A 21,394-nucleotide genomic window follows, 5' to 3' on the forward strand; every position below is an offset into this window, starting at 1 on the left:
CTGAACCCCGAACCCCGAACCCTGAACCCTGATGGTATGATATTTCCATCCGACTCCCTTATTGAAAAATTTGGATTTATTTTCTGTGTATTCCGTGTATTCCGTGGTTTCTTGTTCTGAAAATCTATAGTTTGAATGCGACAGGAGATTGCCGAATGGTTGGGGTGTTGCCTGGTGACAGAGCCGGGATGCGCCAATACAGTGAAGCGACCTTCCAAAATACTATTCGTTCCCTTTAGAATTTGGCAAACATCCCCACGGTTTCCTCTCAAAAACATAGGGTTTTAGAAAGCAGGTAAAAGCGTGAAAGATATTATTGTCGCTGTAACCGGCGCCAGTGGCGCGGTTTATGCCCAGCGGTTACTGCATTTGTTGGAAGAAAGTCCGGAAGTGCGACGAATCCACCTGATTTTGACAGCTTATGGCTTGATTGTCTTGCGTGAAGAACTGGATCTGGATATTTCCGGCGTGAAGGCCGCCGACGTGGAAACGCTGCTTGGACGCCCGTCCGACAAAATACAGTTGCATCCAGCCAAAGACGTTGGTGCCAGTATTGCCAGTGGCTCCTACCGCACCGACGGGATGGTGATTCTTCCCTGCAGTATGGGGAGTCTGGGCTATATTGCCAATGGGATTGCGCGTGACCTGGTTCACCGGGCAGCCGATGTGACCCTCAAGGAGCACCGAAAACTGATTTTGGTCCCGCGTGAGTCACCCTATAATGCCATTCACCTGGAAAATATGCTCAAACTACAGCGAGCTGGGGCGATGATTGTACCGGCATCGCCTGGGTTTTATCATCGCCCGAAAACGATTGTTGAATTAGTTGATCATTTTGTCTATCGCATTTTGGACCATCTCGATATTTCGCACACGGCGGATACTGTCTGGCAGGGGCGTCGCACCTGAGGACCTGAAACCGTGACACAGGGGTAGGGAACTATGACTGATGAACTGGTGTCGAATGAAGACGCTATCCGGGAAACGATTTCGGAGGTTTCAGCCGAAGTTTTGGCCAGCAAGCAAATGATGCTGGCTCAGTTGGACTTGCTTCGACGCATGCAACGTGCCCGGAGCACGGTGTTTGATGACCGCCGGGACCTGGTTTTTGATGTGGTCGAAGATGTGCTCCATGCCCTCCTCGATAACGAAGAGACCAGCGAGGAGGAATTGCACATCCTTGCCCGGCGCCGTGATGTAAGCTTTGAACTTCTGCGGCGGATGGCGGGTGACCAACGTGTCGCCAGAAGCCATGTCCTGCGGCGGGTTCTGGTGCTCAATCCAAAATTGCCGGCTTCGGCTGGATTACGTCTGGTGGGACAGCTTTATTTGTTTGATCTGGTATTTGTCCTGACAACCCCAGCCCTGCCCATGGAAGTCAAAACCGCAGCCGAAAACCTGATTTTGCAGCAGTATGCCGGCATTGCTCTGGGGCAAAAAATCACCATGGCCCGACGCATCAACGGTACTCGACTGATTCCGCATATGTTGAATGACCCCAGTCAGGAAGTAGTGCGGGCTGCCCTCGACAACCCGTTTTTGAATGAAAACATTGTGGCCAATGCCGTGCGCAAAGCAACCCACAGTCACGTTGTGTCGCTCATTGCTGATAGCCCGAAATGGTCGGTTCGCAAATATGTCAAACAGGCCCTGTTGCGAAGCCGGTATTTGTCACCTGGACGTGCCACCACATTGATTCAGACGTTGAATACCCTCGAACTTCGGGAATTGCAGGCTGACTCAACCGTTTCGATGCCCATCCGAACCTTGATTTCCCAGATTTCAGCCCGATTGCACTCAAAACGTGGATAAAAATTTTCAGCGCAAAAAACCACGAAACACACCAAACACACGAAAATAGACCTTTTCTTTTCACGCCTGCATTCCAGGAAAGATTGGCTGACAGTTTCACATGAAAAAAATATTGACTTTGTTTTGTATCTGGTTGGCGTTCGGTAACCTGGTATCCGGATCGGTTCCAGGGGAGACTTCGCCACAATCAGCCGATGTCAAAAAAAGCGTCGTGCTCCAGGCATTGGAAGACGAACTTCAACGATCCTTCAAAATTCTTACCCAGAAAGGCGATCCCCCGCCGTACTTTGTGAGCTACGCGGCCTCAGATATTCATCGGGTTGAGATTACGGCCTCGCTTGGAGCTTTGCAGAATTCACAGAATTCACGCTATCGCCTGCTGGATGTGGATGTTCGAGTTGGTGGGTATGGCCTGGATAGCAGCCATCAGATCCGGGGTGAAAATGCCTTTTTTTCGTCGCGGGTGTATTCGCCGGCGAGTTATTTACCGGTTGAAGATGACCCGGATGCCATCAAGAGTGCTCTGTGGCTTCAAACGGACAAACGGTATCGCGAGGCAGTGGAAGCTCTGATCAAAATCAAAGCCAATCGGGCGATCAAAGTTCAGGAAGAAGACCTCTCGGCTGATTTTTCAAAGGAAACGCCTCAGGTTGCCGTTCAGCCGTTGGTGTCATTTGACGTTGATACTGCTGCCTGGGAGAGAAAAGCGCGTGAGTATTCGGCCCTGTTTGCCAAATATCCTGAAATTTTGCAGGGCGCCGTGACCTTTTATGCCGAGGCGTCAAACAAATATCTGGTCACGAGCGAAGGGGCTTCGCTGCAGCACGGGCGAATTTTTAGCCGACTTGGATTTTATGCCCAGACCAAGGCTGATGACGGAATGAATTTGTACCGGTATGAGGCTTTCGATACGCAATCGCTGGATCGGCTTCCGGATGAAGCAACTGTTCTCCGGGTGATTGAGAAAATGTCCAAAGACCTGCTGGCGTTGCGGAATGCACCCGTGGTTGAACCCTATACCGGGCCGGCAATTTTGTCTGGACGCGCCAGCGGGGTCTTTTTCCACGAAATCTTTGGTCATCGAATCGAAGGCCATCGCCAAAAAGACGAAGACAGCGGCCAGACCTTTACCAAACGCGTCAATCAATCAGTTTTGCCGGGTTTTCTTTCGGTCTTTGATGACCCGACATTGAAGGCGCAGAACAACATTGATTTGAATGGCTATTATGACTTTGATGATGAAGGGGTAAAGGCCCAGCGGGTGCCAATTGTTGAACAGGGAATCCTGAAAAACTTTTTGCTTTCGCGTTCCCCAATTCAAGGGTTTACTCAATCCAACGGACACGGACGCAAATCTCCTGGATTTGCTCCGGTTGGGCGTCAGGGCAACCTGATTGTGCAGACCAGCAAGCCGGTTTCTGAAGCAAAACTCCGCGACATGTTGATTTCTGAATGTAAAAAACAAAAAAAGCCGTTTGGGTTGATCTTTGAAGATATTTCCGGCGGGTTTACTTTTACCCAACGCGACACACCTCAGGCGTTTCAAGTGACGCCAATTATGGTGTACCGGGTTTATACCAATGGGCGGCCAGATGAACTGGTGCGTGGCGTTGATTTGATTGGAACGCCCCTCACTTCATTTAGCAAGATCATTGCCGGGAGCGATAAAGTTGAAGTGTTTAACGGGATGTGCGGGGCCGAATCCGGCTGGGTCCCAGTGTCAGCGATTTCACCCAGTCTTTTAACCTCTCAGATTGAAGTGCAGAAGAAGGAAAAATCCTCAGAACGACTGCCGATTCTGCCATCACCCCGTGAAGTGGCAAAGTGACAGGGTGACAAGGGGACAAGGGGACAAGGCATAAGCGCCAGGATAAGGATTTCAGGCCTGGAGGGTCGTCGTGTAATAGCCGTGGTGCGAAGCCCACGGTCACGGTCAGGACGAAACCCCAACCCAACAAGAACGTCATTCAATACCAACGGAAAAGGCACGGGCTTTCTTATCCTGGTGCTTATGGGGTGACGGGGTGACAATGTGACAGGATGACAGGGGGACAAGGTGACAATTGTCATTTGGTCACCTTGTCACCTTGTCATTTGTCACCTTGTCATTTGTCACCTTGTCATTTCATCACGCTGGCAATGACAGGGAAGCCAGTCCGGCAGCCGCCGCAATGTGGGCAAAATCGGTCATGAGGCTGGCAACGGGAAGGCCGAGTGTGTCAGAGGACACCATGACCGGCGAGACTCCAAAAACTTCCTGCACACAATCACGAATGGTTTTGGTATGTGACTGGTCGCCCAGGGCCAGGACTTCAAACACGGTGGAATCCAGTGGATTGTCAGCCATGGTGACACCAGGGATAATTTCCCCAGCACGATCCCGGTAAAAGAGCAACAGGCGGAGCAACGTATCGCCAAATTCGGATTCGTCAAAAGTCTGGGTTCGGAGCAGCACTGGATCCTGGTCATGCAGGATCAAGACCGTCATTTCGTTCGGGGTTGAACTGAGTAAAATTTGATTTGGCAAGGCGTTGGGCCGGTTTAACCAGACTGCTTCAGCCAACGAGGTGGGCCAGATCAAGCCGACATGCCACCCCAGTTCATCAAACAGGCGCTCATATTCCCTCATTACTGCTTCAACCGCGACACTGACCAGAAAGCGTTTTTGTCCAGCGACTGGCGAAAGCGGCGAATGCGATACCCGAAGCTTATCAATTGGTTCCCCCACCAGTCGTTCGATTCGAAGCACCAGCATGTCTTCAATGACATCGGGTTCATTGGTGACACTGGTGTGTAATGAAATGATGTGTGGTCGGGTGACTTCATCCGGAAGGGTTACCGCCCACAGCTTTTCACGACCTAATCCAATTCCTTTTCCAAGTGAAAAGATGGCATCCGCCAGAGCTGACACATTCGGGATATTGATCCCGCTAAATGATGGGCGGAATAAATCAGAATGGATTGGAAGGGCGGCGCTTCGCTCAATGTGGCGATGGCCGTGATGTCGTAAAACCTGGGCTATCGAAATGTGAGATGTGGCGAACGCACAGGCATGATGAGGCAAATTGGGGGCGCTAAGCGTCTTGAGTGCGCGCTGTAACAAGTTCATTGGCGTGATTGGTCGTGAAGTTGATATAGAATTTCAGATAAGGAAACCACGAAATACACGAAATACACAAAAAACAAATCCAAATATTTCAATGGTTTCTGAGCTTGATTGCTGAAAACACCACAAAAATGTTTATCTGAAAACCTATGGTAGAGAGAAGGAAGGCCAGCCGATGCGCGCTGGCCCAGGCAGTGTGGAAATGGAGTTTGAGTGACTGGTCGCTACCACTCGGTATACGGAGTTCCTTCCGTCGAAGTCCCCTCGGCCCCGCTGAAAACATCCCGGATGCCAATTTTCCCGTCGCGTGAGGAGGCTTCTTCTTCTAACTTCACCGTCCAGGTATCATTGCGTCCAGTAATTGGATCAATTGGGACTTCCCGAATATATTTCGCTGTGACCAGATCCTGCAGCGTGGATGGTGCCGCTTCTTTATGATTGGTGTATTTGTCAATGCTATCCCGGAGTTTAAAGAGCGTGTCGTGCAGGACGGTTTCTTTTGCGCGGAGAATGAGTGACTGGTAAACCGGTACAGCAATCGCGGCCAGAATCATCATCAGTGAGATGGTGATGGTGAGTTCAAGCAAGGTAAACCCACGCGCGCGGCCACGGGTCGAAGACTGGCGAACATTGGAATTGAAAAATGGTTGAATACCCATAAATCCTATCAAATCAAAACAATAAATCGAACGTTGGTCAATGTTGCATCACCGCCGATGTGAAATTCACCAGGTTTTATATTTGGTCCCATCCATCGCGGTTCCCTCTGAAAGCGAATAGACATCAAACACATCATCCCCATTTGTCGAATAATCATCCGGTTCGTCGGTTGATGAGCGGATTCCCCATTCGGCGGTTCCAGTCATTGGGTCAATTGGCAGCCGGCGCAAGTGGTACACCTTTTTATCGTTGACCTGTCCGGCTGGGATAAACCCTTCATAGAGAATATTCAGCTTTTTCGGAAATCCAGACGGGGTTCGATCTTCAATTGGAATGCGTTGTCCTTGAAACAAGACGTATTCGATCCGATTAAAGCGGTCAATTGATTCGCGGAGTTCTCTCAGCGCCCGTCGCAATTCAACTTCCCGCCGGCTTTTGACCGTGTTGGCTGTCATTGGGAGAACCGCCGCCGTCAATATCGCCAGAATTGCCAGGGTGATCACCAGTTCCAGTAAACTGGTACCACTCTGAAGAAGGCTGGCTCGTTGACGTGGACGAGAGAAAAGATGGTTTCGGTCTTGCATATTCGATTTCTGGGCCTGGTGTTTGAACGAGTGGGGGAAAGAATTTCCCCCGGTTGTACTCACGATGGTCTGGTAGACTGGTTCCAAATTCTTATAGTTTGTAGTTAGTAGTCAGTAGATGATGAGTCAGTAGTCAGTAGATAAAACCCGGATTGTTGAATCCGTGGAGTTCTTGAAAAGAATTGTTTCTAAATGACTCAAATCGAATAAAATACACTTGACAGATACTTCAAAACCCCAACACTTGACTACTGACTACTGACTACTGACTACTGACTACTGACTACTGACTACTGACTACTGACTACTGACTACTGACTACTGACTACTGACTACTGACTACTGACTACTGACTACTGACTACTGACTACTGACTACAAGCTGGTACTACAAGCTGGTATTATTGTTGTCCGCTCTGTCGTGGACCAATGGCCGTAATGGTTGGAATCGGATTATTGATGATTGGCACTGGTTGCTGATCAGCGCCGAAAATTTCGATCATATCAAACCCGATATCGGCTGGACCGGGGCCAATGACCTGAAAATCAATCACAATGAGTTGTCCGGCTGCCGCAATGGAGCCAAGGTTTGGGCTGAGTGATGTTTTGACAAACAATGAAGAGCCATCGTCACGCTGGTCAAATGGTCCATTAAACAATCCGCCATCTCGGATACTAATGGGTTTCACCACCGCCGAGTTATAGTGGATGTAAAAGGCCGCCGATGAAATTTTGACCTGTGGGGAACTGACAATGACCGCCAGATTGACAATGCTCCCGACTGCAGGCCGGATGGATGGGGCGATGACTGGGGTCAGTTGCACGGGGGCTGATGGTTGAGCCGGGTTCTCTTTGGACGGGGGATTTCCATCGTTTGGATTTGGGTTGGTTGGCGGGACAGCCGTTTCGTTGTTGGGCAGAACTGTTGGTGTATAGGTCTGGATGTTTGAGTTTTGAGGATTGGTCTGTGACACCGGGACCGTTTGTGGGCGGACGATTCCATCACCCTGTTTCACGCCCTGGAACTCAGCTTTTGACTGATTGGTGCCTTTGGCTGGGGCATAGGGCGATTGATTTTGCTGGTTTGAAGGCACCTGCTGACGACCTTGTTCAGCTTCTTTTTGATCTTTCAGGTCTGCCTGCTGAGTCAGTTCGAGCAAACTCAACTTGCGACCATATCCTTGAGCGCCATTGGGGCCAATCTGGAAATCGAGCGGGCCAAAGGTCATTTTCTCGTCTTCTTCACTGACGGCGCCACCGCGCAGGATGTGTGGCGTCACGGCAATTAAAATATAGGTTGCATTTTTGCTTTTCACAGGGGTTGAAAAGAGGTTGCCGATACCTGGAATCAAACTCAGGACAGGGATTCCACGGCGGGAGTTTGAATCATCCTGACGCATAATGCTGGCGGCAATTGTGGTTTGTCCCTCACGCACTCGTGCGACACTTTTTACTTTGCGTTGAGTAAAGGTTGGCGTTAGCGATTCAGAGGTTGAGGCCACCACGCCTGAGGATTCAACACTCAGGGTCATCTGAACCAGATCGTCAATCACTTTGGGTTTAATCGAAATATTGAGACCGACATCGTTGTACTGAACCTGATTGACCCCGCCAAAGAGAGAGTTATTAAAGTTGTTGTTATTGTTGGGGTTATTGTTGTTGTTGTTATTGTTGAACGACGGGATTGAAGCCGTTTGGATCGGGACTTTCTGACCGACGTTGACGGTGGCTTCTTCACTTTCAAACGAATGCAACTGGATTTGGGCCAGGAGCTTGGTGTTGCCGCGCGATTGCAAGAAACTGAAGGTCGTCGGCGGCAAAACCAGCGCCGTTCCCAGTGGGCCAAAAATTCCAGTCGCCGAAGTATTGCGCAATCCGCTTTGGGCAACTCCGCCTAGATTCAGCAGCGAAGCCTGGTTGCGGCCAGTGCCTGAGTTGAACTGATTCCCAATTTGCAGCAAATCGTCCTGAGAGACTTCATAGATATTGACGTCCATGACGACTTCCGCCTGGGGTTTATCAATACTGGCAATGAGTTTCTGGATGATGTCCAGGTTTTCTGGCGAATCCCGGACCGTCAGCGTGTTATTTTGGGTATTTTGAGCGACTTGTTTCCCGGCACCCAGCATTTGGGTAATCAGGGTTTGGACATCCTGCAGTTTCGCGTTCCGAATGTAGAACGTTTTGAGCATGCTGGTGTCATACCGCGCTGCCAGTTGTGGATTGTTTTTGGGTCCGACCAGAATCGTCCGCCGCCCGACCGGGTAAAACGCCAGGTTGTTGGAATCGAGCACGATTTCCAATGCCTCGGCATACGTGATGTTTTTGAGCGAAAGTTTGGATTTAACACCGACCGGCTGTTTGGCCTGGGCATCAAAGACAACATTAAAGTTAATAAATGAAGCCAGTTGCAGGATGATATCTTCAACCGTGCGCTCGGTAATCACGATGCTGTCGGCGATTTTGGGTGCCGCTGGGGCGGCATAGTCCATGACCTGTTTGTTTTTGTCGGAAACTTTCTGATACGGGTCAGGGTCGCCGTTTGCCAAAGGCGTAATCCCTTGTTTCAAAAGCATTTCCTTCATTTTGGCCTGGGCCTGTTCATTGGTCGGATCATAGGTGTAGGCTTGTTTATAGGCCATGTAAGCACTTTCATAATCTCCCTGTGCGACCAGCATCCGGGCACGGTCCATAAACATCAACGACGCATTTGACACGCAACGCAGGTAGTGCAGTTCATATTCGGCATTTCCTGGATCTTCGCGCAGCGCCAGACTGAACTCTTCAGCCGCTCGATCCCATTCTTTGGTCGCCTCATATCTGAGCCCGGTCTTGAAATATTTTTTTCCATTAAAGGCGAGGGCGGTGCTGCCGCCTAACAGGTTCAAAACCAGCAGCAGACAAAGCAGGTGACAGGCTGCACGGTACAGTCGGTATCGAAAAGAACATCGTTGATTCATAACTTTCCTCAAAACCAAACAAAAATATAGTGAGTCATCTCAAGATCAAACAAAAATGGTGAGTCGCCTCTACTCAATAAACGTCACGCGGTTGATTTCACGCAGCGTTGACAATCCTCGAAAAACTTTTTGAACTGCGGTTTCACGCAGGGAAGTGAGCCCTTCCTGGCGGGCTGCCCGGCGAATTTCCGAACCGGGACGCCGATCCAGGATCAATTCACGAATGTGATCAGATAAGTCCAACAGTTCGTGGATGGCAGTTCGGCCACGATATCCTGTGTAGTTACAGTGTTCGCAGCCGACGTGCTCATAAAACTGGTACTGGCGGCACTTATCCGGATCCAGAGCCGATTCGATCAGTTCCAGGTCGGTTGGTTGATATGGCCGGGCACAATGAGTACACAATTGACGGACCAGTCGCTGCGCCAGCACACAGTTGAGCGAACTGACAAAGTTATAGGCTTCGACACCAATATTGAGAAACCGGCCAATCACGTCAATCACGTTGTTGGCGTGAACGGTGGTAAAGACAAGGTGTCCGGTCAGGGCCGCGTTGATGGCAATTTGAGCCGTTTCAGCATCGCGGATTTCACCAACCATGACCTTGTCTGGGTCGTGGCGCAAAATAGCGCGCAGTCCGCGGGCAAAGGTCAGTCCTTTCTTCTCGTTGACCGGGATCTGGGTCACCCCACGCAACTGGTATTCGACCGGATCTTCGATGGTAATGATTTTATCTTCCTCGTTGTAAATTTCATTGAGGGCGGCATAGAGCGTGGTGGTTTTGCCTGACCCGGTGGGGCCGGTCACCAGTACCATGCCATAGGGTTCGGCAATGAACTTTCGGAAGCGCCGCAGGTCATTTTCCTCAAATCCAACGATGTTGAGACTCAAATCTTTGAAGGACTCGTTGATTTGTTCGCGGTCCAGAATACGGATCACGCAGCTTTCACCGTGGGCAGCCGGAATGATTGAAACGCGGAAGTCAACCGTGCGCCCTTTGATCCGCACCCGAAACCGCCCATCTTGGGGAACACGACGCTCGGCAATATCGAGTTCCGACATCACCTTGATGCGCGAGATCAGCATCGGATGATAGGTAATATCAATTGGCTTCGCTGCCGGGTAGAGCGCTCCGTCAATCCGGTACTTCACCATCACCTCGGTGTCGCGAGCTTCAATGTGGATATCTGACACCCGCCGTTCCAAAGCGTTCAAAATAATGGTGTCAATGAGCTTGATCACCGGTGACGTTTCGTCAGTCAGGCGGTCCAGGTCCAGGTCTTGTTCACCCTGTTCGGTTTCCTTGACCAGCTTCATCCGGAACGATTCGGTGGCCCCTTGGAGCACTCGTTGCGCGGTATCGCCCCGTTTGAGGGCATTTTCAATGGCTGATTTGGTGGCAACGGCTGGTTTGAGCTGGGTTTTTAACTGGACCGCCAGTTCATCGAGCAGATCCATGTTGGTTGGATCGGCCATAGCGATGATCAGGCGGTTAGTATCGCGCCGGAGTGGAATAAACTGATGACGGACCATCAGTTCCACCGGCAGGCTATTGATTAAATCATAGTCCAGGTTGAGTGCCCCAAGATCAACAAACTCCATTCGATACCGGCGGGCCAGATCCTGAGCATTTTTGGCTTCGGCGTCAGCGATGTCGAAGTCTGACCGGTCCGGCGTCGGTTGCGCCAGGGTTTTGGGATCAATGGCATCAAGCCCTGGGAGCGTTAATTGTGGGCCTCCAGGAGGCGGTGTCGCATTGGATTGCGGAGCTTCGGACATAGCGGAATCAATAATTCTCAAAAAATAGAAGATCAAAAGGTGACGTCAATCACAGGGAGCGGTCACTTTTCTTAACCGGACGGACGCTCGCCCACAAACTGCAAGATTGGCAAATAAAGCGCCAGCAAAACAGTTAACACCACGGCGGCCATGAAAATCAGCACAATCGGTTCAATCAACGTCGTTAAGGTTGAGAGCCGAAGGTCGAGTTCGGCATCGTAAAAAACGGCAACTTCATCAAGCATTGTCCCCAGGGAGCCGGATTTTTCGCCCACGCCGATCATATCCATCGCCATTGGCGGCACCCATCCCGCCTGCTCCAGCGAATCAATCAATGATTGACCTTCGCGAATCTGGCGCATGACCTGGACCATCGAATCCGACAGCACCCGGTTGGATACCACTTCGGTGGAAATTTCCAGGGCTTCCAACAGGGTCAGTCCCCCGGCCAGCAACGTGGCCATGCTGCGGGCCATTCGGGAAATGGTCGTTTGGCGAATGACATCTCCGATCACAGGGACTTTGAGGAGGAAGCGATCAATGGCCAGTTCCCCAGTTGGGGTTTTTCTCCAAATCGTAAAAGCCAGACCAATCACCAACAGCAATGGCGCAATCCAAATCAAATTATCCTGAGTGTACTTTGAGACAGCCACTACATACTGAGTAATGAGGGGTAACTTGGTATTTGAACTTTCATAGAGCGTGGCAAACTTAGGAATGACATATGTCGTCAGCAAAGTGACCAGGGCTGTTGAAGCCGTGATCAAAATAACTGGATAGGTCAATGTTTTCTTTAGTTTGCGGCGCAATTCCGTCATGACTTTGGCGTGATTGATATAGCGCAGCAGCACCCGATCCAGTTCTCCGGACCGTTCACCAGCCAGGATGGAGGCGGTATACAATCGGGGAAACACTTTCGGGTGGGCCGTCAGAGCTTCAGACAGTGACGCGCCACTCCGAATCCGGCGTTCGACGTCTTCGAGCACCGTGCGAAACATGCCGGGTTTTAAGCGACGAACCAGCACTCCCATGGCTTGCAACATGGGCAATCCAGCTCGCAACAAAGTGGCGAACTGTTGATTGAACAGGAAAAATTCTTCAAGTTTGACGCTTCCCTGGGTTGAGAGCGAGAATAACCCGCCAAGTTTGGAACCGGGAATATCAATCGCAAAAACACGAAATCCTTCGCGTTCCAACCGCAGCTTTAATTCTTCTGGGCCATCAGCTTCGACGACTTTGGTGATTAATTCGCCCGCAGGCGTTCCGAGACGACAGGTAAACTCAGGCATATATGGTACTTATGAACTATGAAAAGGCCATCTGATTGAATACCAGACGGTGAGCGATTTCATCATTCATCATTCATCATTCATTCCTCATACCTGGTATCAAACCGTCAGTGCACTCGCTATTGGATCTTTTGGTGACTGGAAATGGATTCGACCAGGTATGGTGGTGAAAAGCCAGGTACAAAACCTGCGCGCAGTCAATAAAACGAAGGTCGAGGATTGCGCGCCAGAGCGTGTTAGGATGGTGATTTGAGCGTAGTTGTGCGTGTTGCACGTCAGAGATCTGGGAAGGTTCCCAAAAGACAAGTATCTTATGGACCTGCTTTCAAATCAAGGGAGTTGCCCGCACCAGGGGATCCGGCAGGTGTTTCGGCAGGAGATATTGGCATGAGCACAGAGCGTTTGGTCAAACCCACCCAGGGAACCAGTTCACCCTCGCCTTCTGAGTGGAAGGAAACGACTGCCCGCTGGTTTAAGCGGGCGGGAATTGCCATGCTTGGAGCGGCAGGGAGCTATATGCTGCTTTCGGCAGCCGCGGCTTATCCGCTGTCATCAATGCTGGTGACGCCGCAAAAAAAACGATTGGCACAGTTGACGAGCCGGCATTTGCGGTACTTTCTCCAGCGCAAACGCGTCCACTATCGTGAGATTGACTTTCACTCATTTGACGGAACGCGCCTGCACGGGTGGTTCCTGCAAGCTGGGCGGTGGAAGCCGACAGTGATTGCCTTACATGGGGTAACTGGGAACCGAACCAGTATGATTCGGTTTGCGATGGTGTTGTATCAGGCGGGATTGAATGTTTTTGTGTTTGATGGGCGGGGACATGGCCTCAGTCAGGGTGAATTTGTCACCTATGGCTATCACGAAACCCGTGACATCTCAGCACTGATTGATTATCTCATCCGAGAACACAAGGTTCGTGAAAAATCAATCGGGCTGATCGGGCTGTCAATGGGGGCTGCGATTGCATTGCAGGTGGCAGCTCGTGACAAACGAATTCGGGCTGTTTGGGCTGAGAGTCCATTTTCGTCCCTGGAGCAGATTTCGGCTGAATATATCGCCGATGCGACCTGGTTGCCGCAGTCCATGCTCAAACCGGTGACGTGGGGGGCGATGCTCGTTGCCAACCGACGCGGCAAGTTCAATGTGAGTGAGGTGAGCCCGGTGGCGATTGCCCCGCACATTTCCTGCCCGGTTCAATTAGTTCATGGTGCGGTAGACACTTTTGTCCGCCCAGAGCATTCACAACGGATTTTCACCGCGCTTACGACCCTTTCCAAAGAATTATGGTTAGTCCCCAAGGCGGCACATACGCAATGTTTTCGACGTGCTCGCCAGGAATATCGTGAGCGGTTGGAATGGTTTTTCCGAAAAAACCTGGGGAGATAGAAAACGGGCAGAAGAAGTCGGGCGGAAGAAGGTGGGCGGAAGAATATCGGACTGAAGACTTGGTTTTATTTCATCCCTCATCCTTCATCCCTTCCTTTGCCCCGAGCTTGCGAGTCTTTCTGCCCCAAGCCCGTTTTCTTCAGCCCGATAATCTTCAGCCCGACGTCTTATGGCTCTACTTTTTGGTTTTTGAGGTTTTGGCTGGTTTTTCAGCCTTGGCCGGTTTTTCGGCTTTGGCTGGTTTTTCTTCAGCGGCAGGAGCTTCAGCTTTGGCTGATTTGGCGGGCTTTTCAGCTTTTTCTTCAGCCGGGGCCGCTGCTTTCTTGACAGCCTTTTTGGCTTTTGGTTTTTCTTCAGCCACTGGTTTTTCTTCAGCCGCTGGGGCGGCAATCGTTTCTTCGGCGATAGCTGATTCCGTCACCGCTTCGGCGATTCGGGCTTGTTCAGTCTGGCGACGTTTGGCTTCCTGATCAACCAGACCTGGTAAAATCTGTTGTTCAGCTTCCACCCAGTTTTCGAAATCACGTCCGAGTTGATAGCCGTTGGCCTTAAAAATTTCGAACGCGCGTTTGGCGATCATGTCACGGACTGCAGGGTCATTCTGCAGAGTTTGGCGAATTTCATTTATATCCATAGGTCGTAAACACTCCTGGTCTAAGCCCACCGGGATCAACGTTCGTGACCCACACGATGGGTAAAGAGTTTGTGGGAACTCATCCTTTCATTGGAATTTCGAGAATAATGCTTAAGTACAAATGCATGATGTAAGACTCTCACTAAAAGCAGTTGAACGTGAGAGACCCGCCAGAGTAGCATGCCGCGTTTATTCATGCAAAGATGGTTCGCACTTCGTAACAAAAACATAACAGGACCCAAGATTTTCAATCCCCGCTAATTTGTTCAGAATATTGAGATTTATATGGTAACAATGCTCATTGTCGATGACGAACTCAGCATGCGTGAGGTTTTAGAGCGTGTGTTCAGGCGTGAGGGATATACGGTTCATTTGGCTGATAATGGGGCCAGAGCCCTGGAAATGATTCGTAATCATGTCTATGACCTGGTCTTGTCAGATGTGCGGATGCCCACTCTGACTGGGATGGAGTTGCTGGCTGAATGCCGCCATATTTCATCCGAGACCATGGTGATTTTGATGACTGCCTACGGCACGGTCGAGAGTGCACGCGAGGCATTCAAGATGGGGGCCGATGATTTTATCCAAAAGCCCTTTGATATTGATGAAATCAAGCTGGTCGTGCGCAACGCCCTTGAAAAAAGCCGACTGCGAAAAGATGTGGTTCTCCTCAAGCGCGAACTCAGCGACCGTGGGCGGCTGGAAAACATCATCGGGCACAGTTCCATCATGCAGAATATCTTCCGGGTGATTGAAACGGTTGCTCCGACCACCAGCACCGTCCTCATTACGGGTGAGTCCGGAACCGGCAAAGAACTCGTTGCCAATGCCATTCATACCTGCAGCCCACGGGCCAGTGAGCGGTTTGTGTCGATCAACTGCGGCGCCTTTGTTGAGACGCTGCTGGAATCAGAGTTATTTGGGTATATGAAAGGTGCTTTCACCGGCGCCGTGGCTAACAAAAAAGGTCTCTTTGAATCCGCCCACGGAGGCACGATTTTCCTCGATGAAATTGGGGAAATGTCACTCAGCATGCAGGTCAAACTATTGCGTGTGTTGCAGGAACGACGTATCCGTCGGGTCGGAGGCACCGAGGAAATTCCGATTGATACCCGGGTGGTTGCCGCCACCAACCGCAACCTGAGCCAGATGGTGGAAGAAGGAACGTTTCGAAAAGATTTGTTTTACCGCGTGAGCGTGATTCCGATTGAAATTCCTCCCCTCAGGGAGCGGCGCGACGACATCCGTGAACTGGCGGACCATTTTCTCAAAAAATATACCCGGATGGTGGATCGTCAGATCACTCGCATTTCTGAAGAAGCCCTGCGCTACCTTGAAAAATATGACTGGCCAGGCAACGTGCGTGAATTGGAAAGTGCTGTTGAGCGTGCCGTGGCCTTTGAGTCAACGTCCGAGATTCGTCCGGAACGGCTGACCGAAACCATTCTGAAATACAATCCTGCCAAGGTTACTTCAGCTTTTGACCTGCCCGCGGATGGAATAAATTTGGAAGGGTTTATCGCTGAAATGGAAAAATCCTTCATCCTTCAGGCCCTGCGCCGAACGCATGGGAACCAGACCCGCGCGGCTGAACTTTTAAAGATGTCCGTCCGTTCACTACGCCACTTGCTCGACAAACATAAAATCCGGCAGACGGCCAGTCTGCTTCGCGATACCTCAGAGTCATAGTTTTGAGTGGAAGCCTTACCCCCAGTTGGAAAATATCTGGTCCTGGTGCTTCAAACGAGGAACCCTGCCTTCGAAAGAACCAGGGGCCGAAAAACAGGTGCCAGTCACCGGAACCCAAAAACTACTTTCGCCCACTCAAGTACTTTTGTCACAACAACAATGGAATCAACATGATACAAGCAAAAAACCTCGTGAAGACGTTTCGTGACCGTAAGCGAGGAGAAGTGCATGCGGTCAATGGTGTCAGTTTTGAAGCCAAACCTGGCAAAATTTTTGGACTCCTTGGCGCCAATGGCGCCGGAAAAACCACCACCCTCCGAATTCTGGCCACATTACTCGAACCAACCACCGGCGAAGCCTACGTTGCCGGGCACGATGTGCGCCTCGAACCTGAAAAAGTCCGCGAAAAAATCGGTTTTCTTTCAACCAGCACTGCGCTTTATGGGCGACTCACCGCCCGTGAAATGGTCGAATATTTTGGGCGGCTGTATGGGATGCCTGAAGTGCTCCTTCAACAACGTCTCAAGGAAGTTTTCTCGGTGCTTGAAATGGATGAGTTTGCCAATGGGCGGTGCGATAAGCTCTCAACCGGGCAAAAACAGCGGGTTTCCATCGCCCGATCCATCATTCACGAACCACCAGTCATGATTTTTGATGAACCAACAACCGGGTTGGACGTGATGACCTCCCGCACCATTATGCGGTTTATCGAACGGTGTCGTGAACAAGACAAAACCGTCATTTTCTCAACCCACATCATGAGCGAAGTCGAACGCCTCTGTGACGAAGTGGCAATCATCCACGATGGTCGCATCGTGGCTCAGGGAACGGTTGAGGAACTCCGTGAACGTACCGGACTTGTTCCATTAGAGTCGGTCTTTTTGAAACTCGTAGGAGCCTCTGAACATGATTGAAAACAATAAACCTTCGTTGAAACCATCGGTCCGGCAGGCTCGACTGGGACGGATCTGGGTTGTCTTTCTCAAGGAAATGCGCGAAACGATGCGCGATTATCGGGTCCTGTTTGGGGTGATTGTTTCGCCGCTGCTTATCACCCCATTATTGCTGGCGGGAATGGGGTTTTTCATTAGCAAGAAACAGGCTGAGGTCAAGGCCGAACAACTTCCGGTGGCGGTGGTTGGTGCTGATTTCATCCCTGAACTCATTACCATTTTGAAAAAAGACGCCACCCTGACCGTCATCTCGCTCGCGTCCTTAACCGAGGCAGAACAACAGGTCAAAAAACACGCCCAGCGAGCAGCGTTTGTGATTCCAGAGTCAGCCAGGTCTGGTCTGGCCAATGGTCAAAAGGTTGAACTGGAATTGTTGTATGACCTGTCGAATGAAAAGTCCCGCACCGCCAAAAATCGGCTTGAGGACGGACTCAAAAAGTTCAATGAACAGGTGGTGATTGCACGGCTGAAAGAACGCAATCTTGCCCCAGAGATTCTCAAACCAGCCGAGGCCAAATCCCGCAGCCTGGCCGAGGATTCATCCGTCGGCATGCTGATTCTGAGCCTGATCTTGCCTTACACCATTGTTTTGACTGGTGCCTTGGGGGGGATGACCAGTGCGTTTGATATCTGCGCTGGAGAAAAAGAACGCGGCACCATGGAAACACTCCTGGTATCACCTGTATCACGAACTGAAATTATCCTTGGGAAAATATTGACGATTACAAGTGTCAGTATGCTTGCCACGCTCTGTGCGATTGCTGGATTGGTCTTTTCATTTCAAAGCGGAATCAAGGCTTTTGAGGAATTCACTCGTGGTAAAATCGCCATTTCCTACTCCGCGATTGGGGTGATGATCATCATGATGGTGCCGCTTGTGCTGTTTACCTCGGTATTGCTTCTGGTGATTTCCAGTTTTGCTCGAAATCAGAAAGAAGCCCAGGCATATGTCCTTCCATTTATGGTGCTTTTGATTGTTCCGGCGATGCTGACGATGGTGTTGGGTGAAGAAAGTCCATTGAGTATGAGTCTGGTGCCGATTCTTAACACGGCACTGGTCCTCAAGCAGGTCTTGCTCAGTTTGATTAAACCCGATTTCATTGCCCTCACGTTTGGTTCCTCACTGCTCTATTCAATCATTGCATTGGTGGTTGTTGTGGCACTTTTTAACCGTGAGGAAATTTTGTTTCGATCCTGAAAGTAGTGGTTAGTGGTTAGTGGTTAGTGGTTAGTGGTTAGTGGTCAGTTCTCATTGGTCACGACATCGTGCGCACTCTAGTCAACCCAAGCAGTCACGACATCGTGCGCAGTTTCAACCCTTGTCCCCAAAGCCAAAAATGACAATGCTGAAAAGATTCGGCCCCTGGGCACTTGCCATTTGGTGAACGGAGAACAGGGAAAAGAATTTCAATTGGCTAGACAAGTGTAACTGCGTCATCGCGCACGATGTTGTGATTGGTTACTCGGTTAGAATTGGGCCAAAATTTCACGCACGATGTCGTGACTATTGAGAGTTAGGGTTTAATTCCTGGAAAAGATTGATTTCTAACCACTAACCACTAACCACTAACCACTAACCACTAACCACTAACCACAAAAAATCCACGGAGGTCCGGTTGTGCTTGCCGCTACACTCAAAATCAACCGCTGGTATCTCATTTCGGCTTGTATTGTGTGCCTTGGCATACTGGCAATCCCGATCACGCTGGCATTTCGTTCACACTCTCCTGCCTCTCTCCTGGCTCAAATTCCAACTTTGAAGACCGCTCAGGCCGCACCTCGCACGGCTCAGATCAAAACTGGTGAAGTGAAAAAAAGCCTGATCCTGGATGGGGAATTGCGCGCCGTCAGAGCCAAAACCATTTTTGCGCCAGCCACCAACCAGACCAAAATTCTCTATCTTCCGCCCGAAGGTAGTTTGGTTAAAGTTGGCGACAAACTGGTGGAATTTGATGGAAGTGCCATTGTCACTCGAATCAAGGAGGTTGAAACCCAGCTTGTCACAGCGGAAAATCGGGTTGTTGAACTCAAAGGACAGCAGGAATCCGCACTGCGGGACATGGAAATCGAATTGAGCCGGCTGTGGTTAACCAACGAACAGGCCCGGATTGATTTTCAGACCTACGCCAACGTTCCCAAACAGCTTGTTTCCCGGCGTGAGCTGCAGGAAAAACAACTGGCCTTTGAAAAAGCCAAAACCGAGTTTGACAACCAGACCACCAAAATCGAGCAGAAGAAAAAAGAACAGGCTGCTGAGCTTCGCATGGCTGAAATCGAAGCCGAGAAGTTCAAATTTCAAGTTGAACAGACCAAACTTGAACTCAACCAGTTAACCGTCACGGCTGATACCGATGGAATTGTGGTGTACTCGACATTTGGGAACGAACGCCGCAAGTTTCAAATCGGAGACACGGTTGGCTGGGGCGCTTCAGTGTTGCAATTGCCCGACTTGACTCGGATGGAAGTGGTCTTAAACGTCAACGAAGTTGATGGCCAAAAACTGGCGGTTGGTCAAAAGACAGCCGTCGTCCTTGATAGTTATCCGGACCAGACATTTTCAGGGACCGTCAAAGAAATTTCACAAACTGCGCTCAAGTTAAATCCCACCACGACGACCAAAATCTTTAAAACCGTTGTCTCACTTGATCAAACGCTCCCTGACTTGATGAAACCTGGGATGTCGGCCCGAATCTCAATTGAGATTGCAACCTCTGGAACTCAATTGATCGTGCCGCGTGAAACCATCCAGTTCCAAAACGACGTAGCCCAGGTCACCAAACTTGAGTCAACAACTCACTCACGACTAATCCAAATCACTATTCTCGCGGCTGACGCTCAATACTACGCCATTGCTCCTAACCCTTTGTTCAAAGAAGGGGATCGGTTGGTTGTGGGTCAGTCGCAGAACAAGAGCGAGTAGTGAGTAGCGAGTAGTGAGTAGCGAGACAAGAGTGAGTAGCGAGTAGCCAAATCAGTCATTAAGAGGGTATACAATTCCATTAAAATCACTGGTCGGGACTCAATAGCGTCGTTTCATTTTCCAAGCTCTGAACGAATCCAAACTGTTCCCACAACCCATTCACAGTAAAAGAATTATCGGTATTTTGGTAAATTATATGCCCTCTAAGAAGTTTTGTTTGTTCATTTCGTAGCGGCTAAGAAGTAAGGGAATAACCTGAATAACGATAAAGATTGACTACTCACTACTCACTACTCACCCATTCCTCCCAGGCCACGATTAAACACATGCCACGGTTGTCAAAAAAACGCCTCCTTTTGTGGGTTTGCCTGATTGTCTTGATCGGTAGTGGAATTTTCACTTCCCGGCGCTTACCGATGTTTCGGGCCAAAGCAGGCAGTGTGGTGGAAGACCTCACCATATCGCCACGTTCGTTGAGTTTCGGGGTTGAAGCCACTGGAACACTTCGGGCGACAAGTGTCAAAAATTTCGGAGCACCGCCCTTGTTTTCTGTCTATTGGGAAATGCAAATTGCGACGTTGGTTCCTGAGGGGACAGTGGTCAAGCCGGGTGATTTGCTGGTCAGTTTTGCCAATCAACAAATGCTCAACGATTTGCAGAAGTATCAAAGTGAAGTTGAGCAGGCCAATCAGGAGCTTGAAAAAATCAAAGCCCAAAATGATTCCCAACGCCAGGAACTTGTCGCCCGTCTGGCCACGGCTGAAAGCAACTTTGAAAAACTCAAAGTGAAGCAGGTGACCGGAGATGCCGCCCTGATCAGTGTTCCGCGGGATATCGAAAAAGACAAACTCGCGCTGGAACAGGCCCGGCGTGAAGTCGAAGCGCTCAATGGACGACTGGAATGGCAAAAATCATCAAGCGAAGCGGCACTCAATATTGTCCGCAGCAAAAAGAGCCGGGCTGAAACGCTCCTTACCCAGATTCAGCAGCGAATCGCGGAATTGCAGATTAAGTCGGATCGAGATGGCGTGGTGGTGTACAAATTGAAATGGAATGGGGAAAAATTTCAGGTTGGCGAGGCTGCCTGGCCAGGGGTGATGGTGCTGGAAATTCCGGATTTAAACACGTTGCTGGTTGATGTCTTTGTCCCCGAGATTGATATTGCCAAAGTGAAAACTGGACAACGGGTTGAACTGACGATTGATGCCTTTCCGGGCAAACTCTACACTGGTAAGGTAACCCAAATCGGGACGCTGGTTCGTCCCAAAGCCTGGGATGTTCAAAACAAAATTCTGGACGTGCAAATTCAACTCGATCAACTCGATACCGCGATCATGCGCCCAGCCATGAGCATCAAAGCCAAAATCGAAACCAGGGTGATGGAACAGTGTCTCGCGGTACCGTTGAGCGCTGTTCGAACCACCATTGATGGCTCGCTGGTCAAGGTAAAAACCGAAGCAGGTTGGCGCGAGCAGAAGGTCACCCTTGGTGAATCAAACGGAACCGAGGTTGTGATCCGCGAAGGTCTCGCTGTCGGTGATAAAGTCGCGGTTGAATTTGCGAAAGCACGGTGAGAGGTAGAGGGTTCCGGGTTCCGGGTTTTCAAATTTTTGTCCT

The 21,394-nt window shown here is 50.2% G+C and carries 16 protein-coding genes; 9 read left to right on the forward strand and 7 right to left on the reverse strand.

Annotated features, from left to right (window positions below):
- Positions 1–303 precede the first annotated feature (303 nt).
- The 3 genes from HY774_26685 to HY774_26695 all read left to right on the forward strand — a co-directional run bounded on the left by HY774_26685 (position 304) and on the right by HY774_26695 (position 3,640).
- Complete coding sequence (locus HY774_26685; protein ID MBI4752091.1) at positions 304–909, forward strand: UbiX family flavin prenyltransferase; 606 nt, start codon at positions 304–306, stop codon at positions 907–909.
- A gap of 33 nt (positions 910–942) precedes the next feature.
- Positions 943–1,812, forward strand: coding sequence for a hypothetical protein (locus HY774_26690; protein ID MBI4752092.1), 870 nt, complete (start codon positions 943–945; stop codon positions 1,810–1,812).
- Between the two features lie 100 nt (positions 1,813–1,912).
- Complete coding sequence (locus HY774_26695; GenBank protein ID MBI4752093.1) at positions 1,913–3,640, forward strand: TldD/PmbA family protein; 1,728 nt, start codon at positions 1,913–1,915, stop codon at positions 3,638–3,640.
- A gap of 300 nt (positions 3,641–3,940) precedes the next feature.
- Here HY774_26695 and HY774_26700 read toward each other — a convergent pair whose 3' ends face one another.
- The 6 genes from HY774_26700 to HY774_26725 all read right to left on the reverse strand — a co-directional run bounded on the left by HY774_26700 (position 3,941) and on the right by HY774_26725 (position 12,189).
- On the reverse strand, positions 3,941–4,921 hold the full coding sequence (locus HY774_26700) for a hypothetical protein (GenBank protein ID MBI4752094.1): 981 nt from the start codon (positions 4,919–4,921) through the stop codon (positions 3,941–3,943).
- Between the two features lie 221 nt (positions 4,922–5,142).
- On the reverse strand, positions 5,143–5,577 hold the full coding sequence (locus tag HY774_26705) for a prepilin-type N-terminal cleavage/methylation domain-containing protein (GenBank protein MBI4752095.1): 435 nt from the start codon (positions 5,575–5,577) through the stop codon (positions 5,143–5,145).
- A gap of 66 nt (positions 5,578–5,643) precedes the next feature.
- On the reverse strand, positions 5,644–6,162 hold the full coding sequence (locus HY774_26710) for a type II secretion system protein (GenBank protein ID MBI4752096.1): 519 nt from the start codon (positions 6,160–6,162) through the stop codon (positions 5,644–5,646).
- Positions 6,163–6,562: 400 nt separating this feature from the next.
- Positions 6,563–9,121, reverse strand: a complete 2,559-nt coding sequence (locus tag HY774_26715; protein MBI4752097.1) for a hypothetical protein — start codon at positions 9,119–9,121, stop codon at positions 6,563–6,565.
- 69 nt (positions 9,122–9,190) lie between these two features.
- Positions 9,191–10,900, reverse strand: a complete 1,710-nt coding sequence (locus HY774_26720) for a type II/IV secretion system protein (protein MBI4752098.1) — start codon at positions 10,898–10,900, stop codon at positions 9,191–9,193.
- A 71-nt stretch (positions 10,901–10,971) separates the two neighbouring features.
- Positions 10,972–12,189, reverse strand: a complete 1,218-nt coding sequence (locus HY774_26725) for a type II secretion system F family protein (GenBank protein MBI4752099.1) — start codon at positions 12,187–12,189, stop codon at positions 10,972–10,974.
- A 387-nt stretch (positions 12,190–12,576) separates the two neighbouring features.
- Here HY774_26725 and HY774_26730 point away from each other — a divergent pair, with 387 nt between their 5' ends.
- Positions 12,577–13,581 (forward strand): alpha/beta fold hydrolase, encoded by a 1,005-nt coding sequence (locus tag HY774_26730; protein MBI4752100.1) that lies wholly within the window; start codon positions 12,577–12,579, stop codon positions 13,579–13,581.
- A 175-nt stretch (positions 13,582–13,756) separates the two neighbouring features.
- Here the strand turns inward: HY774_26730 and HY774_26735 are convergent, their stop codons facing one another.
- Complete coding sequence (locus tag HY774_26735) at positions 13,757–14,215, reverse strand: DUF2934 domain-containing protein (GenBank protein ID MBI4752101.1); 459 nt, start codon at positions 14,213–14,215, stop codon at positions 13,757–13,759.
- 273 nt (positions 14,216–14,488) lie between these two features.
- On the opposite strand from HY774_26735, the gene HY774_26740 reads away from it, so the two are divergent.
- The 5 genes from HY774_26740 (at position 14,489) to HY774_26760 (ending at position 21,351) form a co-directional block, all read left to right on the forward strand.
- Positions 14,489–15,904: a sigma-54-dependent Fis family transcriptional regulator gene (locus HY774_26740; GenBank protein ID MBI4752102.1), complete on the forward strand. Its 1,416-nt coding sequence runs from the start codon at positions 14,489–14,491 to the stop codon at positions 15,902–15,904.
- Positions 15,905–16,074: 170 nt separating this feature from the next.
- A complete protein-coding gene (locus HY774_26745; protein MBI4752103.1) occupies positions 16,075–16,818 on the forward strand; it encodes an ATP-binding cassette domain-containing protein in 744 nt (247 codons plus the stop codon).
- Positions 16,811–18,055, forward strand: a complete 1,245-nt coding sequence (locus HY774_26750) for an ABC transporter permease (protein ID MBI4752104.1) — start codon at positions 16,811–16,813, stop codon at positions 18,053–18,055. The genes HY774_26745 and HY774_26750 overlap by 8 nt, the downstream gene beginning before the upstream one ends.
- A 420-nt stretch (positions 18,056–18,475) precedes the next feature.
- On the forward strand, positions 18,476–19,777 hold the full coding sequence (locus HY774_26755; protein ID MBI4752105.1) for an efflux RND transporter periplasmic adaptor subunit: 1,302 nt from the start codon (positions 18,476–18,478) through the stop codon (positions 19,775–19,777).
- A gap of 326 nt (positions 19,778–20,103) precedes the next feature.
- Positions 20,104–21,351: an HlyD family efflux transporter periplasmic adaptor subunit gene (locus HY774_26760; protein ID MBI4752106.1), complete on the forward strand. Its 1,248-nt coding sequence runs from the start codon at positions 20,104–20,106 to the stop codon at positions 21,349–21,351.
- Positions 21,352–21,394 lie beyond the last annotated feature (43 nt).

Source organism: Acidobacteriota bacterium (assembly GCA_016208495.1).
Lineage (GTDB): Bacteria > Acidobacteriota > Blastocatellia > Chloracidobacteriales > Chloracidobacteriaceae > JACQXX01.

Excerpts from the sequence above, each read along its gene's own strand:
- HY774_26705 (MBI4752095.1), bottom strand. The coding sequence starts at position 5,577 with ATGGGTATTCAACCATTTTTCAATTCCAATGTTCGCCAGTCTTCGACC.
- HY774_26715 (MBI4752097.1), bottom strand. The coding sequence starts at position 9,121 with ATGAATCAACGATGTTCTTTTCGATACCGACTGTACCGTGCAGCCTGT.
- HY774_26695 (MBI4752093.1), top strand. The coding sequence starts at position 1,913 with ATGAAAAAAATATTGACTTTGTTTTGTATCTGGTTGGCGTTCGGTAAC.
- HY774_26745 (MBI4752103.1), top strand. The coding sequence starts at position 16,075 with ATGATACAAGCAAAAAACCTCGTGAAGACGTTTCGTGACCGTAAGCGA.
- HY774_26760 (MBI4752106.1), top strand. The coding sequence starts at position 20,104 with ATGCCACGGTTGTCAAAAAAACGCCTCCTTTTGTGGGTTTGCCTGATT.
- HY774_26700 (MBI4752094.1), bottom strand. The coding sequence starts at position 4,921 with ATGAACTTGTTACAGCGCGCACTCAAGACGCTTAGCGCCCCCAATTTG.
- HY774_26735 (MBI4752101.1), bottom strand. The coding sequence starts at position 14,215 with ATGGATATAAATGAAATTCGCCAAACTCTGCAGAATGACCCTGCAGTC.
- HY774_26725 (MBI4752099.1), bottom strand. The coding sequence starts at position 12,189 with ATGCCTGAGTTTACCTGTCGTCTCGGAACGCCTGCGGGCGAATTAATC.
- HY774_26710 (MBI4752096.1), bottom strand. The coding sequence starts at position 6,162 with ATGCAAGACCGAAACCATCTTTTCTCTCGTCCACGTCAACGAGCCAGC.
- HY774_26690 (MBI4752092.1), top strand. The coding sequence starts at position 943 with ATGACTGATGAACTGGTGTCGAATGAAGACGCTATCCGGGAAACGATT.
- HY774_26720 (MBI4752098.1), bottom strand. The coding sequence starts at position 10,900 with ATGTCCGAAGCTCCGCAATCCAATGCGACACCGCCTCCTGGAGGCCCA.
- HY774_26750 (MBI4752104.1), top strand. The coding sequence starts at position 16,811 with ATGATTGAAAACAATAAACCTTCGTTGAAACCATCGGTCCGGCAGGCT.
- HY774_26730 (MBI4752100.1), top strand. The coding sequence starts at position 12,577 with ATGAGCACAGAGCGTTTGGTCAAACCCACCCAGGGAACCAGTTCACCC.